We start from the raw sequence: 18,288 nt of genomic DNA, 5'->3' as shown, positions 1-18,288 counted from the left end.
GAGGAGCAGTAGCAGCACTTGCTCTGCTCCTCTTGTATCTCTTCCGTTCATTGGGTTAGCTCCTGGAGAGAATGGAGTTCCTGCTGGTCTTCCACAAGGAGTAGTTCCTGTTTTCTTTCCATAAACTACGTTTGAAGTTATAGTTAAGATTGATTGTGTAGCTTTTGAATTTCTGTAAGTTTCATGAGTTCTGATATAATTCATGAATTTCTCCATTATTTCAACTGCTAATTTATCTGTATTATCATCGTTGTTTCCGAATGCTACATATTCTCCTTCTCTTACGAAGTCAACAGCGATTCCTCTTTCATCTCTGATTACTCTTACTTTTGCATCTCTAATAGCTGCTAATGAGTCAGCAACGATTGATAATCCAGCGATTCCTGATGCTTGTGTTCTTAAAACTTCTACATCATGAAGTGCCATTTCAAATGCCTCATAAGAATACTTATCGTGCATGTAGTGGATAACTTTTAGAGCGTTGATGTATACTCCTGCTAACCATTTTAATACTAAGTCATATTTTTCCATTACTTCATCAAAATCTAAGTACTCAGAAGTGATTCCTTCGAATTTAGGTGCTACTTGTGCTCCTGACTTCTCATCTCTTCCACCGTTGATAGCATATAATAAAGCTTTTGGTAAGTTTACTCTAGCTCCGAAGAATTGCATTTGCTTTCCTATTTTCATTGGAGAAACACAACATGCGATTCCGTAGTCGTCTCCTAACTCTGGTCTCATTAAATCATCATTTTCATATTGAATTGCTGATGTATCTATTGAAACTTTAGCACAGAAACTCTTCCAGTTTGCTGGAGATTTTTGTGACCATAATACTGTTAAGTTTGGCTCTGGAGCTGGTCCTAAGTTGTAAAGAGTATTTAAATATCTGAACGCTGTTTTAGAAACTAAAGTTCTTCCATCTACTCCTTCTCCTCCTAAAGCTTCAGTTACCCAAGTTGGATCTCCTGAGAATAAATCGTTGTACTCTGGAGTTCTTAAGAATCTGATAATTCTTAATTTTATGATAAATTGGTCGATTAAATCTTGAGCTTCATCCTCAGTAATTAATCCTTTTGCTAAATCTTTCTCAATATATATATCTAAGAATGTTGCAGTTCTTCCAACTGACATTGCTGCTCCATCTTGATCTTTTGTAGCTGCTAAGTATGCAAAGTATACCCATTGTACAGCTTCTTTTGCGTTTGATGCTGGCTTAGTTACGTCAAATCCGTAAGAAGCACACATTTTAACGAATGCTTTTAACGCGTTAATTTGCTCTGTTATTTCTTCTCTTTTTCTGATGATTTCTTCAGTTAATTCTGGAGCTTCAGCTTTCTTTAATTCGAATTTTCTTTCTTCGATTAATCTATCTACTCCGTATAAAGCTACTCTTCTGTAGTCTCCAATTATTCTTCCTCTTCCATAAGCATCTGGTAATCCAGTTACGATTCCTGATTTTCTTACAGCTTTCATATCATCTGTATATGCTGAGAAAACTCCTTCGTTATGAGTTTTTCTATATTTTGTAAAAATCTCTTTTGTTATTGGATCAATTTCATATCCATATGCATTTAAAGAGTTTTCAACCATTCTTAATCCACCTTTTGGATAGATTCCTCTCTTTAATGGTGCATCTGTTTGTAGTCCTACGATTGACTCGTTATCCTTTGAAATGTATCCAGGTCCATAAGTAGTTATTGATTGAGGAGTTCTAGTTTCTGCATCATAAACACCTCTTGCAATCTCTTCTTTGAACATTTCTGTTAACTTTGACCAAACAGCTTTTGTATTTTCAGTAGCTCCAACTAAGAATGACTCATCCCCAGTGTATGGTGTGTAGTTGTTCTGAATGAAATCTCTAACATTGATTTCTTTCTTCCATAAGTTTCCTTTGAAATCTGACCAGTAAGATTGTAAGTTTTCCATCTTTTTCCTCCTGAGTGGATTATAAATAATATATATTCCAATTATATTTTTCGTTTAAGCCCTGTTAAGCTCAACTTAATTTTCAAGGAGATTATAGCACAAATAATAACTAGTGTCAAACTTTTCCCAAGTTTTTAACGATTAATTTTATACTTATTTAGTGGTTATTTTTTAATTATTTTTTTACTTCATCTCTTTAACTACCAATTCTCGAACAATCTCACTAATGTTTTTGCTATTTTCTTGGCTTATTTTTCTCAAATCTATCGGTTTTCCTACAGTCAATCTAACTTTTCTATTTGGCTTTATTAGAATGCTTTTTCTATTTTGAACAAAAAAAGTTCCATCTATTGTTAACGGCAAAATGATTCCACCAGTTTCTGTTGCTAATTTAAAACTTCCTTTTTTAAAATTTCCAATTTCTCCTGTTAAAGTTCTTTCACCTTCAGGAAAAATTACAGTTGGATATCCTTGTTTAACGATTTCCACTGCTTTTCTTATGCTTTTTATCCCTTCTCTTGGATTAGATCTGTCTAAAAATATACAATTGCTCATTTTCATCCACATTGAATAAAATGGCCAGTTTTCCATCTCTTTTTTAGCAACAAAACCTACTGGTATACTTAAAGCTGTAACTATAACTGGTATATCTAAATTACTTGCGTGATTTGCTACTATCACTATTCCATCCTCTAGCTTCATCTTTTTATATGCTATCTCATCTAAATATACTACTTCTAAATCTATTTTAGCTGCTTTTACTATTCTTTCAGAAAGCTTTTTCAACTCTTTTCTTGCGGCAAATGGAGCTTTATCTTTAGACATTTTTTTTATCTTACTAGATTTAAATAACGTTAAATACATAAAATTTAGTAGTGCTACTAATGTAACTTTTAATAATGTTAACATTCTTCCTCCCTTTTTTTGATTATAACTCTTTTTATATCGCTATACGAAAATCCTTTTCTCATAAGAGAGGCTATTTTTTTTTGCTCCTCTTTTTCTCCTAGTTTATCCCACGCTCTAGATAATTCTTCTAACTCATCTTCCTCTTCATAAAAACTTAGTGCTTCTTCTATAATTTCAGAAGTTATTCCTTTTAATTTTAAATCATATATTATTTTTTTCTTACCACATTTTTTAGTTTTTACATATGATATAGCAAATTCTTTATCATCAATATAACCAGCTTCTTCTAATCTTTTTATAACTTTTACTATTGGATTTTTTTCCCAATATTTTTGTAGCAATTTATTATATATCTCTTTTTTGGTATAATCTCTTTTAGCTAAATAATAATATGAAGTAGAGAGAGCAGCTAACTCTAACACTTGTAAGTATTCCTCGTGAGATAGCTCCTCTCTCCTTTTTAAATCATATTTGTTTATTATTTCATTATTCAGACCTATACTCAATCCATTTTCAAAGAGATACTTATTCTTCAGTAATCTCTTCAGCTTCAACTTCTTCTCCCTCTGATGTATGTAGTACTATTGTATTTTTTTCTAGAAGTTGGTTTATTTTTTCTTCAATTGCTGCTAATAATTCTGGTTCAGTTTCTAATCTAGCCTTTACATTTTCTTTTCCTTGTCCTAGTCTAATATCACCAAAACTGAACCAAGCTCCAGATTTTGCAACTATATCATTGTCTAAGGCCATATCTAAAATTTCTCCTACTCTAGAAATTCCCTTACCGTACATAATTTGGAATTTAGCTTCTTTAAACGGAGGAGCTACCTTATTTTTTGTAACTTTTACTACTGTTTCATTACCTATAACTTCTTCACCTTGTTTTACACTTCCAACTCTTTTAACTTCCATTCTTACTGAAGAGTAGAATTTAAGAGCTTTTCCACCTGTTGTAGTTGTTTGAGGTCCAAAACTAAATCCACCAATTTTATCTCTAACTTGATTTATAAATATCATTGTTGTCTTTGATTTATTTATAGATCCTGTTAATTTTCTTAAAGCTTTTGACATCAATCTAGCTTGAAGACCCATTTGTTGGTCTGACATCTCTCCATCAATCTCTGCTTTTGGAACTAAAGCTGCTACAGAGTCAACAACTATAACATCAATTGCTCCTGATCTAACCAACATATCTGCAATTTCTAACGCTTGCTCTCCAAAATCTGGTTGTGAAATTAATAATTCTTCCACGTCTACACCTAAAGCTTTTGCATATACTGGATCTAATGCATGTTCAGCATCTATAAATGCTGCTACTCCTCCCATTTTTTGTGCTTGAGCTACTATGTGTAATGCTATTGTTGTTTTTCCTGAACTCTCTGCACCATATACTTCTATAATTCTTCCTCTAGGAACGCCTCCTAAACCAAGAGCTAAATCTAAATTTATACTCCCTGTTGGAATAACTTCAATATTCATACCTTGGTTTTCTCCAAGTTTCATTATTGATCCTTCTCCAAAATCTTTTCTTATCTGCTTTAATGCTGTTTCTAAAGCTTTTGACTTATCTGTTGTTGTATCTACTGATTTTTTTGCCATATTCAATTACCTCCCATTTTTTTCTATTACTTTCATAACCATTTCTGCATTTAATTTTTTCATGCAATTAAAATGTTTCTGTGGGCACACTTTATCTCCATGTAAACTACAAGGTGAACAAGGTTCATTTAAATAGATTAATGTATTATTCTCATCATATTCAAACATTCCTGGACTAGTTGGACCAAATATAACAAATGTTGGACATTTAACTCCTCTTGCTATATGAAATGGCCCCGAATCATTCGTAACTAAAAATCTGGCTTTTGAAAGTAGTGCTCCACTTTCTTTTAAAGTTAATTTTCCAGCTAAATTTATAGCAAACCCATCTGCAAGATTTTTAATTTCTTCACACATTTCATACTCATTTTTTGCTCCTATTATAATTGGCTTCTTTCCATATTTATTATAAAGTAGTTTTGATAATTGTGCAAATCCTTCTTTTGTCCATTTTTTAGTTTCCTTTGAAGCTCCTGGGGCTATCATCGGAACGTTGTCGTATTCTATACAAAGTGTTTCTAATTTTTCTAAATCTTTTTTTTCAAAACTAAAAGTTAAATCTTCACTTTTATACTCTAATCCCAAAACTTTAAAAGCACCAAAATAATTTCTAATAATTGTATCATCAACTTTATACTTTATTGCCTTAGTTTTAACTAAAATACTTTTTAATAAACTTCTTTTTTTATACGTATATGTTTTACTTCCAATTGTATTACTTATAACTTTTGATCTCACTTTAGCATGTAAATCAAATACATAATCGTAATTATTTAATTTTAATTTTTTTCCAAATGCTATCATGTTTTTTAAACCATCATGTTTTGTTTTATTAAATAAAATTAAATTATCTATATAAGGACATCCTGATATTGCATCTTTGAAATTTTCCATAACTAAAAAATCTATAATTATATCTGGATATTTTTTTTTCAGTTCTTTTAAAACAGGAGTAGTCAGTATTACATCTCCTATAGAACTAAGTCTTATTATTAAAACTCTCAATTTATCTTTCCTTTCTTCGAATTGCTTTTTTCACTCTTCCAATCCAATGCAGGTAACTATTTAAACTTTTTGCTAATTTATAACTTAGAGTATTTTTATCATAAATATCAATCTCTTTATGACAACTTTCTTCTAAATATATAAATTCATAGGTTTCTCCTGCTTTTGCATATTTATTTTTTATTAATTTTGCATCTATTAAATAAATTTCATTATTTTCTACTATAAAATTACTCAATTGAGAATCTCCATGTAAATAACCTTTAGCATGTATTTTTCTCAGTTCTTTTTCTACTATTTTTAAATTTTTTTGAGTCGCTGGTTTTCCAGATAAATATGAACTTACTAAAAATGAATCAACACATATTCCAAAATTTTTCCTTTCCCAATACATTATAGGGATAGGTCCTTTAAAACCATTTTCTTTTATTCTTAAATAATTTTCATATTCTCTTTTACTTTCACTTCCTCTAATTAAAGAAGTTATTCTTTGCCATATACGGTTATTCTTTTCTTTAGGAATTTTATAAACATATTTGTTTCCATCAATATCGATTAACGTAACTTTGCTTCTGTTATCGTTTTTTAAATCTTTAATAACTTTAAACTCTTCTCTTTTAATTTTATTAACTAAATTAAAATCTACTTCACTATTACATAATATTTTTTCCATTACACCCTCTTCAAAATTTGTAGAATTTTTTCATAGACTTGTTTTGGCTTTATATCTAACATACATTTAAAATGACCTTTTGGACACTTATCTCCTCCATGTATTGCACACGGTCTACACGAAAGATTTTCAATTTCTAAAACTTCACTATTTTCACTCCATGGAAAAAATCCAAACTCTTTTACAGTTGGTCCAAAAATTGCAAGAATTGAAGTTTTGTTAAAAGCAGATGCTATATGTATTGGTGATGAATCATTTGTTAAAACTACTTTTACTCTTTTTAAAACCTCTGCTAACTCTAACAATGTTGTTTTTCCTCTTAAATCTAAAACACCTTGCTGAATATTTACATTTAGATATAATTCATCTTTGCCACCAATAACAACAACTTTATTACCATTCTCTATCAACAAACGAATTACTTCATTAAAATATTCTAAAGGCCACTTTTTTGTAAACCATTTACTTCCAGGAGCTATTGCTATAATCTCTTGATTATTAAATTTATTTTCATTCCAAATCTTATCAACTACATCAATATCTTTTTTACTTGGATATAACTCTATTGGATATTTTTTTCTTGAATTATCTGGAACCTCTCCTATAAATGATAGTAGTTTATCTACTTCATGTTTACTCTTATCATAGCTTATTTTATCAGTGAATAGACAAGACCCACTTGCTATATCATAACCAATTCTCTTAGGAGATCTTGTTAACCATGCTAAAATAGAACTTCTTAAATATCTATGAGGTGTTAAAACTACATTGAAATTTTCATATCTCAATCTTCTACCTAAAGCTAACAATCCTTTAATTCCTGAATGGCTTCCTCTTTTATCATATTCTATTATCTCTGTTATATTTGGATTGTTTCTCAAAATAGTAGCACCAATAGGAGTTGTTACATAAGTAATTTTTGCTTCTGGATATACTTCCTTTATTCTTTTTAATAATGGTGTTGATAATACAATATCTCCTATAAAAGCTGTGTGTATTACTAATATTTTCACGTTATCTCTCCAATCTCTCTATTATTGCCTGAACTATTTTTTCTTTTATATTTTCATTATATGAATCAAAATTTTTATGTTTATAATTTTCTTTTATATTTTCATCTGGTATTACATATGTAACGTCTTCATTACCAAAAACACCCCATCTCATAGGACTTTGAGTTGCCTTTTTAGGATATAAAGCTACAATACTTTTTTGTAAAGATCCTGCTATATGAGTTGGTCCTGTTGAGCCACCAAAATAAACTTTAGCTCTATTTATAACTGCCCCTATATTTAGAAGTTCTCCTCCATTAGCAAAAAGATATACTTTATCTCTTCCTACTTTTTCTAAAAGCTTTAATCCTCTCTCTTCATCTGAAATGTGTGCTGTTACAATCACATCAATATTTTTTTCTCTATCTATAACTTCTCTTAAAATATCTGCATACTGCTCATCTGTTATGTTTTTTGCAGAACCACCCATAAATGGATTTACAACTAACACTTTATCTCCAATACTATTATCTTTGAAAAATTTTTCAGCAGCTTCTAAATTACTTTTATCTAAAAAAATCTGAGTATTTATTTCAAATCTATCTTCAAAAAGTTTTTTATCAAGTTTTTTTATCAAATCTAAATTGTATTCTGCTTCATGTTTTATTGATTTAGATCTTTTTTGTAAAACACCTTTATTAAACGTAAAAAAAGATTTTATTTTTGATAGCGGTCCTATTTTTATTTTAGCTTTACTTGCTTTTGCTAATTCCATTACAAAATTATCAACATATAAAGCTATAAAAACATCAGCATTAAAATATTTTATTTTTTCTAAAAGTTCTTTTTGTCTATATCTATCTATTTGAACAACTCTATTTATATATGGTAAATTTTTTACTATATTATAGTTATAATTTCTCACTAATAAAGTTATTTCAGCTTCAGGATACATTTTTCTAATCATAAAAAAACTAGGAATTGATAGAATTAAGTCACCTATTTTATCCGTTCTTGCTATTATTATTCTTTTGTAAGTATGAGCCATTCTTATACATCTCCCTCAGTTTAAAATATTTTATCATAGAATACATTGAACTTGTTGATGCTATGACAAAGCCTTCAATACCATCTAAAAATCCTAATCTAAAAATGTACATTTTTAAAAATTTATATATTGGATTTATCAATATATCTAATACACTTACTTTTTTATTTTTTTTATAATAGTCCTTTGCACCTTCTGTTGTGTATCTATTAAATCTATTGAAATAATCTTCCATAGTTAAATATGAATGATGATATATATTTTCTTTTATTTTAAAAATTTCTTTATTTGCTTTAAATTCTTCATGAACCATATTGTCATTGAATATTCCAGAACCTTTTTTAAATAATCTTATTGCATAAGATGTTCCCCATCCGCCATATTTTATTTGCTTTCCAAAACAAACTGAAAGTCTATTTATTTTAAAAATCTCTTTCTTATTGTTGATATCTGATGTTATTTCTTTTATCTTTTTTTTTAACTCTTCTGATATTTCTTCATCAGCATCTATATTTAAAATCCATTCATTTTCACACTTCTCTATAGCTAAATTTCTTTGTGGTCCATAACCTTTCCAAGATTCTATATAAAATTTTGCACCAAATTCTTCGGCTATACTTTTTGTAGCATCTGTTGACCCACTGTCTACAATAACTATTTCATCCGCTAATCCTTTAACTGATTCTAAAGTTTTTCTCAATATTTTTTCTTCATTAAAGGTTATCATTGCAACAGATATCTTCATTTTTTCACCCTTTCTTTTTTACTACTTACTCTTAATTATACCAAATAATATGCTAATTTACAAAAAAGTTTTGTAATAAAAAAAGAGATAAGGTACTTCTACCTTATCTCTAAATTTCAAAGAATTACTTAGCTTCAGCTGTGAAGTCTAATGATGCAAGTCTTTGGTATTGTCTCCATCTTCTTTGAGACTCTGATTTATTTTTAGCAAATAAATCTTTTGCATGCTCTGGCTTAGATTTTGCTAATGTAGCATATCTAACTTCTCCCATTAGATAATCATTGTAATTATCCCAATTAGGTTCTTTACAATCGATTTGAAGAGGGTTCTTTCCTTCTTTCTCTAATAATGGATTGTATCTGAATATTGGCCAGTATCCACACTCAGTAGCTTTTTTCATCTCAAGTTGACTGTTACCCATTCCATTCTTTAATCCATGACTGATACAAGGTGCATAAGCTATGATTAATGATGGTCCTGGATATGCCTCAGCTTCAGCAATTGCTTTTAAGTATTGAGCTTGGTTAGCTCCCATAGATACTTGTGCAACATAGATATGTCCATAAGACATTGCGATAGCTGCTAAATCTTTCTTCTTATTAGGTTTTCCTGCAGCTGCGAATTTTGCTACTGCTCCTGTTTGAGTTGATTTAGACGCTTGTCCACCTGTGTTAGAGTAAATCTCTGTATCCATTACTAAAACGTTAACGTCATCTGAAGAAGCTAAAACGTGGTCTAATCCTCCATAACCGATGTCATAAGCCCATCCGTCTCCTCCAAATATCCATTGTGATTTTTTAACAAGATATTGCTTTAACTCTAAAATCTCTGTTGATACTCCACAGTTACATGCTTCTAAAGCTGGAACTAATCTATTTCTAATCTCTTTAGTTTTATTTCCATCTGCTCTATTTTCAATCCATTCAGCGAACATTGCTGCAACTTCTGGAGAAACATTTGCCATATTCTCTTCCATTATTGTTTGGATTCTATCTCTCATTGTTTCAACAGCTGTTGCCATTCCGTATCCAAACTCTGCGTTATCCTCAAATAATGAGTTACCCCATGATGGTCCTTCTCCACAGCTATTTGTTGTATATGGAGTTGATGGTGCTGATCCTCCATAAATTGAAGAACATCCTGTAGCGTTAGCTATCATCATTCTGTCTCCAAATAGTTGAGTTATTGCTTTAATATAAGGAGTTTCTCCACATCCTCCACAAGCTCCGTGGAACTCGAATAATGGTTGTGCAAATTGTGATCCTTTTACTGATGTTTTTGGCATAAACTCATCTTTATATGTTACTTCGTTGAATAAGTAATCAGCATTTTCTTGCTCTCCCTTTTCAACTTCTTGTCCGATAGGTACCATAACTAAAGCTTTCTCTTTAGCTGGACATACGTTAGCACATAATCCACATCCTGTACAATCTAATGGAGATACTTGGATTTTATACTCTAATCCTTCTAATCCTTTTCCAATTGGAGTTTTTGTTTTTAACTCGTTTGGTGCTCCTGCTTTTTCCTCAGCTGTCATTAAGAATGGTCTTATAACTGCGTGTGGACAAACATATGAACATTGGTTACATTGGATACAATTTTCAGATTTCCACTCAGGAACGTTTACTGCAACTCCTCTTTTCTCAAAAGCTGTTGTTCCGTTCTCAAATGTTCCATCCTCATATCCTAAGAATGTAGAAACTGGTAATTCCTCACCTTTTAAAGCATTTATAGGTTTTGCAATTTTCTCTACAAATGATTCTAACTTAGATGTTGATCCACATCCACATCCTGTACAAGAGCAAGCTCCTTTTTCTGCAACAACTTCAGTTGTTAAGTTAGCCCATGAAGGATCAACTGTAATTTGAACTAATTCTCCAGCTCCTTTATCAATAGCCTCATAGTTCATTTTTACAATTGCGTCACCTTTTTTAGCATATGACTTTTCAGCATATTGCTTCATGTAAGTTTGTGCATCTTCAAATGGAATAACATCTGCTAACTTAAAGAATGCTGATTGCATTATTGTGTTAGTTCTTCCTGCTAATCCAATTTCTGCTGCTAATTTGTTAGCATTTATGATGTAGAACTTAGCATTTTTCTCAGCTAATTGTTTCTTAACTGAATTTGGTAAATGAGCTACAACTTCATCTTTATCCCATACACAGTTTAGTAAGAATGTTCCACCTTGCTTTAATCCACCAATCATATCGTATTGAGTTAAGTATGCTGGTACTGAACAAGCTACGAAGTTTGGTGATGATACTAAGTAAGTTGATTTAATTGGATGTTTACCAAATCTTAAGTGAGATCTTGTTGATCCTCCAGATTTTTTTGAGTCATATGCAAAGTATCCTTGTGCATATAAATCTGTTTTATCTCCAATAATTTTAATTGAGTTTTTGTTAGCTCCAACTGTTCCATCTGATCCAAGTCCAAAGAATAAGCACTCTCTTACTCCTTCTGCTCCTGTTTCAATGCTTGGTCCAACTTCAAGAGATTTGAAAGTAACGTCATCATTGATTCCAACTACAAATCCATCTTTTGGCTCAGCTTGCTTTAAGTTATCAAATACAGCTTTCATTTGAGCTGGTGTTGTATCTTTTGAAGATAATCCATATCTTCCACCTACGATTACTGGAGCGTTTTCCATTCCGTAGAATAATCCTCTAACGTCCATGTATAATGGCTCACCTAATGCTCCAGGTTCTTTTGTTCTATCTAGTACAGCAATTTTCTTAACTGTCTTAGGGAATACATTGAAGAAATATTCAGCAGAGAATGGTCTGTATAAGTGAACATTTATAAGTCCTACTTTCTCTCCTTTTCCTACTAAATAATCAACTGTTTCTATTAATGTTTCACAAACAGATCCCATAGCAATAACAATATGCTCTGCATCTGGTGCTCCATAATAGTTAAATGGCTTATAATCTCTTCCAGTTACTTTTGAAATTTCTTCCATATAATTTGCTACAATTGCAGGTACTGCATCGTAGAATTTATTTTGTACTTCTCTAGTTTGGAAGTAGATGTCGTCGTTTTGAGCTGTTCCTTTTGTTACTGGGTGCTCTGGGTTTAAAGCTCTTTCTCTGAAAGCTTTAATAGCATCCATATCTACTAATCTCTTGAATACATCAAAGTCCATTACTTCAACTTTTTGAATTTCGTGTGAAGTTCTGAATCCATCAAATATATTCATGAAAGGAACTCTTGATTTAATAGCTGCTAAGTGTGCAACTCCTGATAAATCCATTACTTCTTGTACTGAGCTCTCAAATAACATAGCAAATCCAGTTTGTCTAGCTGCATAAACGTCTTGGTGATCACCAAATATTGATAACGCTTGTGCTGCTAACGCTCTTGCTGATACGTGGATAACTCCTGGTAAAAGTTCTCCAGCTATTTTATACATATTAGGCACTTTTAATAGTAATCCTTGTGATGCTGTATATGTTGTAGTTAAAGCTCCTGCCTGTAAAGATCCGTGAACTGTTCCAGCTGCTCCTGCCTCTGATTGCATTTCAACAACTTTTACTGGAACTCCAAACATATTTTTCATTCCTCTTGATGCCCACTCGTCAGTGTACTCAGCCATTGGCGATGATGGAGTTATTGGATAAATACCTGCTACTTCTGTAAAAGCATATGATGCATATGCTGCAGCTTGGTTACCATCCATAGTTTGCATTTTTTTAGCCATTTGAATTGTCCTCCCTTTTTTAATTGACTCTAAAGTTAACTCTATTTTACGAGTATTCTTATTAATTGTCAATTAAAGTTATCGATTTTTTTAAGAAATTTTTAAACTAATTCAACCAAATATAATTTTTACTGACTAATATGTTTATTTTTTAAACAGCCTTTAACACTTATTACTTTGTAGCGTTTACAATCTCGTAAGTATCTCTAGCTATTACTAACTCTTCATTTGTAGGTATTTTGAATGCTTTTACCTTAGATGTTTCTTTAGTTAAAAGAACATTTCCTTTTTGTCTCTTAGAGTTAACTTCTTTATCTAATTCAACTCCAATAAACTCTAATCCTCTTAAAACATCTTCTCTAACTTTTCCAGAATTCTCTCCAATTCCTCCTGTGAAGCAAATTGCGTCTACTCCACCCATTTGAGCTGCATAGTTTCCAACATATCCTCTTATTTTGTAAGCGAACATATTCTCAGCTAATAATGCTCTTTCATTTCCTGCTGCTGCAGCAATTTCCATATCTCTACAGTCTGAAGATTCTCCAAATACTCCTAAGATTCCAGATTGCTTATTCATTCTATCATCCATTTCTTTATCTGATAATCCTCTTTTGTTCTTTATGAATAAAACTGCTGCTGGATCGATATCTCCACATCTAGTTCCCATCATAATTCCTTGTAATGGAGTTAATCCCATAGTTGTATCAATACATTTACCATTTTTAACTGCAGATATTGATCCACCGTTTCCTAAGTGACAAACGATTATTTTTGATTCAGCTGGATTTCCTAATAACTCTTGAGCTACTCCTGAAACAAATTTATGAGATGTTCCGTGGAATCCGTACTTTCTAACTTTTAATTCTGTATAATCCTCATATGGTAATGCATACATGTATGCTTCTTTTGGCATTGTTTGGTGGAATGATGTATCGAATACTCCAACATTTGGCTTTCCTGGCATTAACTCTTGCATTGTTCTAATTCCTAATAAGTTTGCAGGGTTGTGTAATGGTGCTAACTCTGAACACTCTTCCATAGCTGCCATAACTTCTGGAGTTACTAATACTGATGAAGCAAATTTCTCTCCACCGTGTACTACTCTGTGACCAATTGCGTCAATCTCTTCTACTGATTTTATTACTCCATATTCTGGATTTGTAATAGCACTTATTACTAACTCTAAAGCTTCCTTATGAGTTGGCATATCTTGCTTTATTTCGATTTCAAAATCGTTAGCTGGAGTTTCATACTCCATTTTTGATCCTTCGATTCCTATTCTTTCACAAAGTCCAATTGCAAAAAGCTCTCCTGATTCAGGATTTAATAATTGGTACTTTAGAGATGAACTACCACAGTTAATAACTAAAACTTTCATTAAATTTACCACCTTAATTTTATTTTTTATTTTAATATATTTGATTTGTAAGGAGATAAAACTCCTTACAAATTTTTACCTTAATTTAAATTATCGTCTATTACTTTCCAGCTTGTACTGAAGTTATTGCAGCTAAATCTACGATATCTTTAACTGAACATCCTCTTGATAAATCATTTATTGGAGCTGCTAATCCTTGAATTAAAGGACCATATGCTTCTGCATTAGCTAATCTTTGAACTAATTTATATCCAATATTTCCTGCTGCTAAGTTAGGGAATATTAATACATTAGCTTTTCCTGCTACTTTAGAGTTTGGCGCTTTCTTAACTCCTACTGATGCTACTAAAGCAGCATCTGCTTGTAACTCCTCTTCAAATGCAAAATCTGCATTTCTTTCTCTTAAAATTTCTCCTGCTCTTTTTACAACATCTACTGAATCATGCTTTGCTGATCCTTTTGTAGAGAATGACATAAGTGCAACTTTTGGATCTAATCCAGCTACTGTAGCTGCTGTTACAGCTGCTTCTGATGCGATATCAGCTAATTGCTCTGATGTAGGTTCAGGGATTACAGCACAATCTCCAAATACTAAGATTTCTCCGTAAGTTTCTATATTATGCTTTAACTCCATTAAAAATACTGATGATACTGTTTTTACTCCTGGCTTTGTTCCAACAACTTGTAATCCAGCTCTTAAAACATTTGCTGTAGGTGAATCTGATCCTGAAACCATTCCAGCTACATCTCCCATTTTAACCATCATAGCACCAAAGAAGTTAACATCAGTTGTTAATAATCTTTCTGCCTCTTCTGGAGTCATTCCTTTTTTTGCTCTTAACTCACAAAGTTTCTCAACATATGAAGCTAATTTCTCAGTAGTTTTTGGATCGATAATTTCAACACCATCTAAAGATACTCCTAAATTTGCAGCAAATGTTTTTATTGTTTCTACATTTCCTACTAATACTGGAGTTCCTAACTTCTCCTCAACTACTCCTGCAGCCGCTCTGATTACTCTCTCATCAGTAGCCTCAGGAAGAACTATTTTGTTTCCTAAAGTTTTTGCTTTTTCTTTAATTTGAACTATAATGCTCACTTTAAGTCCTCCTTGATTTTTATTAAATAAATTGCACATTTTTAACTATACTGTAATAGTGCTCATAATTTTCAACTATATATTAACAAATTTTATATATATTTACAACAGAAATTCTATTTTTTTTAATATATTAGTCAAAAATAGCTTGTATGTACTCTTTACTATTAAATTCTCTTAAATCCTCTATTCCCTCTCCTACACCTATATATTTTATAGGTTTTTTAAGTTCTTCAGAGATACTAAATAGTATTCCTCCCTTAGCTGTTCCATCTAATTTAGTGACAATAAACCCTGTTAATTTTGTTACTTCATTAAATACTCTTGCTTGAATCAACCCATTTTGTCCTGTAGTTCCATCTAAAACTAAAATTGATTCATAAGGTTGATCTCCTATTTTTTTCTTTATGATATTATTTATTTTCTCTAACTCTTTCATTAGATTATTTTTATTGTGTAATCTTCCTGCAGTATCAATAATTACAACATCAGCATTTTTATCTTCTCCAGCCTTTAAAGTATCAAAAACAACTGCTCCTGGATCTGCGCCCTCTGGATGTTTTACAATCTCAGCACCAGCTCTTTTTACCCATTCTTCTAATTGCTCAACTGCTGCTGCTCTAAACGTATCTGCTGCACCTATTACAACTTTTTTACCATCCTTAACTAATTTAGCTGCAATTTTTCCAATAGTTGTAGTTTTTCCAACTCCATTTACCCCAACTATTAGTATTACATTCATTCTTCCAGGTTGAATATCTAATTTAGTATTTTCCGTAATCAAATATCCTTCTAGTACATCTTTTAATACTGGGTATACATCTTCAGGTTTTTTAACACCTCTAGCTTTCACTTCAGCTTTTAAATCTTTTACTATCTTCAAAGTCATTTCAATACCAATATCTGATTGTACTAAAGTATCTTCTAACTCTTCATACATTTCACCGTCTACTATTGACTTTCCTGTAAAAATATTTTTTAAAGTTCCAAATAATCCCTCTCTTGATTTAAATAGTTTTTCTTTTAAAGATGTAAAAAAGCTTCTTTTTTCAACTTTTGGTTTTTCTACGTATACTACCTCATCTTTTATTTCTTCATGCTCTATTATTGATTCTTCCTTTTCTTCATCATTAATAGCGTTTTCTACAGCTTCATCTATTTTCTCTTCTTCGTCTATTTTCTCTTCTTTTTGTTCTTCAAAAGATTCTAGTTCTTCTTTTACTATTTCTTTTTCTAACTTTTCTTCTTGTTCTTCGACTTTATCCTCTTTTTTTCTACCGAAAAGTTTATTAAAAAATCCCATTATAGTCCTCCAAATTATTTAGAAATTATATGTCTTACGGCTAGTATCCCCATTACTGCAGCTATATTTAATCCACTTCCATATCCTGAGCTGTCTCCTGCTGCATATAATCCTTTTATATTAGTTTCCATATTAGCATCTATTTTTATTCTTGTACTTCTAAACTTTATCTCAGGGAAATATAGTAATAAATCACTTGATGCAAATCCGGGAGTTATTTTATCATGAACTTCTATAAATTCTATAATATTATCTAAAATTCTCTTTGGACATGCTAAAGCTATATCTCCAGCTACATAATCTTCTGTTGTTGGAATTATATTTAATCTAGCTATAGACTCGTCTGTTGATCTTCTTCCTACTTTTAAATCACCATAAGATTGCATTAATATCTTTCCACCAGTTAACATTGATGACATCTTTGCTATAGCTGTTGCATACTCAAATGGTTGCTTAAATGGCTGTGTAAATGTTTTTGTACATAATAAAGCTAAATTTGTATTTTGAGATTTCTTATCTTTGTATGCATGACCATTTGCTAGTACTACATCATCACTATGCTTTTCTGCAGCTATAAATCCACTTGGATTTGAACAGAAAGTTCTCATTTTATCTCTATATTTTGTTGTATGATAAATCATCTTTGCCTCATAGAAATTTTCATTAATATCTTTCATTACTAAATCAGGTATCTCTACTCTTACACCTAAATCAACTGCACCTGTCTCATATGATACTCCTGACTCCTCACACATTTCCATCAGTTTTTTTGCACCACTTCTTCCAAGTCCAATTACAACATTTTCTGCAAAGTAATTTTCAACTTCATCTTTTTTATTTTTTACAGTTACTCCTTTTATTTCACCATTTTCTATTATTAATCCTTCAGCAGATCTTTCAGTTATAAACTCTACACCTTTTTCTAATAGAGAATTTACTAATTTTGTATATAGTTCTCTTGATCCGTCTGTTCCTAAGTGCATTGTTGGTGTATCTACTAATTGTACATTATTTTCAATACATCTTTTCTTTAAATCTAACATAACTTGATTGTACTCTAAACCAGATGGTTTTTCATCAAATCCAAAGTCTTTATATATATTTGCTACATATTGAATCGTTTCATTTACAATTACTTTTCCAGTTAAAACATGAACATCCCCACCAACTCTATAATCCATATTGAATTTAGAATCTGAAAAAGCTCCAGCCCCTGAAACTCCATAAATTATTGCACAAGTTGGGCACTTTACACATGTTCCTAGCTTTTCTTTTGGACAAACTCTTTGTGTTAACATTCTACCTTTGTCTAAAACTAAAATCTTTAAATCCTTATTCTTTTTAATAGCTTCGTAAGCTCCAAAAACCCCAGCTTGTCCTCCACCTAAAAATATAATATCGTACATTTATTTTCCTCCATTCATGTTCTACTGTCTAATCCAGTTTACTTTTTCTATATAAATATCCTCAGGCAAATTAGGATGAATCTCTCCTGTTCTTTGAGAATAATTATAATTCCAACCACCATTTTTATTTGTATTTTCAAAATCTTGTACATCATAAACTTCATTTGATGCAATTATTGAGTTACTACCATAAGTCTTAGCCAAAGTTTTTCGTCCATAGATATCTGCAAAAGATATCTTCTGTCCTTTTTCATCCACATAATCTAAAAGGTGCAAGTTCATATTTACCCCAGGTTTTGTTAACTCAGGATAACTCCCTGTCAATTGATAGTATTTCTCTAAAGCTATTCTAAGTTCTTTTGTACTTCTCACTGTTTCATCAATTTTGTACGTTCCTGTTAAATCATCGATTCCTCTCATAGCAAGATAGATAAATAAAATTGTTACTGCTATATTTATAATCCAATTTAGAGTAGTTATTCTTCCGTCTTTTTCCATC

Annotated in this window: 15 protein-coding genes; all 15 read right to left on the bottom strand. The window is 31.2% G+C overall.

Translation table 11 applies throughout. From position 1 onward, the window contains the following. Positions 1–1,929 (bottom strand): pyruvate formate lyase family protein (locus Q0V08_RS02115; protein ID WP_297431664.1); only part of this gene is annotated, 1,929 nt, incomplete at its 3' end. A gap of 183 nt (positions 1,930–2,112) precedes the next feature. Continuing rightward, complete coding sequence (locus Q0V08_RS02110; RefSeq protein WP_297431662.1) at positions 2,113–2,838, bottom strand: lysophospholipid acyltransferase family protein; 726 nt, start codon at positions 2,836–2,838, stop codon at positions 2,113–2,115. Next, complete coding sequence (locus Q0V08_RS02105) at positions 2,832–3,392, bottom strand: regulatory protein RecX (protein ID WP_297431660.1); 561 nt, start codon at positions 3,390–3,392, stop codon at positions 2,832–2,834. The genes Q0V08_RS02110 and Q0V08_RS02105 overlap by 7 nt, the downstream gene beginning before the upstream one ends. Further along, positions 3,364–4,437, bottom strand: coding sequence for a recombinase RecA (gene recA / locus Q0V08_RS02100; RefSeq protein WP_023050971.1), 1,074 nt, complete (start codon positions 4,435–4,437; stop codon positions 3,364–3,366). The genes Q0V08_RS02105 and recA overlap by 29 nt, the downstream gene beginning before the upstream one ends. 6 nt (positions 4,438–4,443) lie before the next feature. Next, entirely contained in the window at positions 4,444–5,442 is a 999-nt protein-coding gene (locus Q0V08_RS02095; RefSeq protein WP_297431658.1) for a glycosyltransferase family 9 protein, read from the bottom strand. Position 5,443: 1 nt separating this feature from the next. Further along, positions 5,444–6,115, bottom strand: coding sequence for a lipopolysaccharide core heptose(II) kinase RfaY (locus Q0V08_RS02090; protein ID WP_297431656.1), 672 nt, complete (start codon positions 6,113–6,115; stop codon positions 5,444–5,446). Then, on the bottom strand, positions 6,115–7,128 hold the full coding sequence (gene waaF / locus Q0V08_RS02085) for a lipopolysaccharide heptosyltransferase II (RefSeq protein WP_297431654.1): 1,014 nt from the start codon (positions 7,126–7,128) through the stop codon (positions 6,115–6,117). Before waaF ends, Q0V08_RS02090 begins: the two co-directional genes overlap by 1 nt. A 1-nt stretch (position 7,129) precedes the next feature. Further along, positions 7,130–8,155, bottom strand: coding sequence for a glycosyltransferase family 9 protein (locus tag Q0V08_RS02080; RefSeq protein ID WP_297431652.1), 1,026 nt, complete (start codon positions 8,153–8,155; stop codon positions 7,130–7,132). Continuing rightward, a complete protein-coding gene (locus Q0V08_RS02075) occupies positions 8,112–8,900 on the bottom strand; it encodes a glycosyltransferase family 2 protein (protein WP_297431650.1) in 789 nt (262 codons plus the stop codon). Before Q0V08_RS02075 ends, Q0V08_RS02080 begins: the two co-directional genes overlap by 44 nt. Before the next feature lie 124 nt (positions 8,901–9,024). Beyond that, positions 9,025–12,603, bottom strand: a complete 3,579-nt coding sequence (nifJ, locus tag Q0V08_RS02070; RefSeq protein WP_297431648.1) for a pyruvate:ferredoxin (flavodoxin) oxidoreductase — start codon at positions 12,601–12,603, stop codon at positions 9,025–9,027. A gap of 172 nt (positions 12,604–12,775) precedes the next feature. Continuing rightward, the gene (locus Q0V08_RS02065; protein WP_297431646.1) at positions 12,776–13,981 is read right to left on the bottom strand and encodes an acetate kinase; all 1,206 of its coding nucleotides are present in this window, start codon (positions 13,979–13,981) and stop codon (positions 12,776–12,778) included. A 100-nt stretch (positions 13,982–14,081) separates the two neighbouring features. Beyond that, entirely contained in the window at positions 14,082–15,080 is a 999-nt protein-coding gene (gene pta, locus Q0V08_RS02060; RefSeq protein WP_297431644.1) for a phosphate acetyltransferase, read from the bottom strand. Positions 15,081–15,213: 133 nt separating this feature from the next. Next, a complete protein-coding gene (gene ftsY / locus Q0V08_RS02055; RefSeq protein WP_297431643.1) occupies positions 15,214–16,383 on the bottom strand; it encodes a signal recognition particle-docking protein FtsY in 1,170 nt (389 codons plus the stop codon). Positions 16,384–16,397: 14 nt separating this feature from the next. Next, a complete protein-coding gene (locus tag Q0V08_RS02050; RefSeq protein ID WP_297431641.1) occupies positions 16,398–17,789 on the bottom strand; it encodes an FAD-binding protein in 1,392 nt (463 codons plus the stop codon). 21 nt (positions 17,790–17,810) lie between these two features. Further along, positions 17,811–18,287 (bottom strand): hypothetical protein, encoded by a 477-nt coding sequence (locus tag Q0V08_RS02045; RefSeq protein WP_297431640.1) that lies wholly within the window; start codon positions 18,285–18,287, stop codon positions 17,811–17,813. Position 18,288 lies beyond the last annotated feature (1 nt).

Origin of the sequence: uncultured Cetobacterium sp., assembly GCF_947038635.1 — a bacterium.
Classification (GTDB): Bacteria; Fusobacteriota; Fusobacteriia; order Fusobacteriales; family Fusobacteriaceae; genus Cetobacterium_A.
This window is presented reverse-complemented; position numbering and strand designations above follow the sequence as displayed.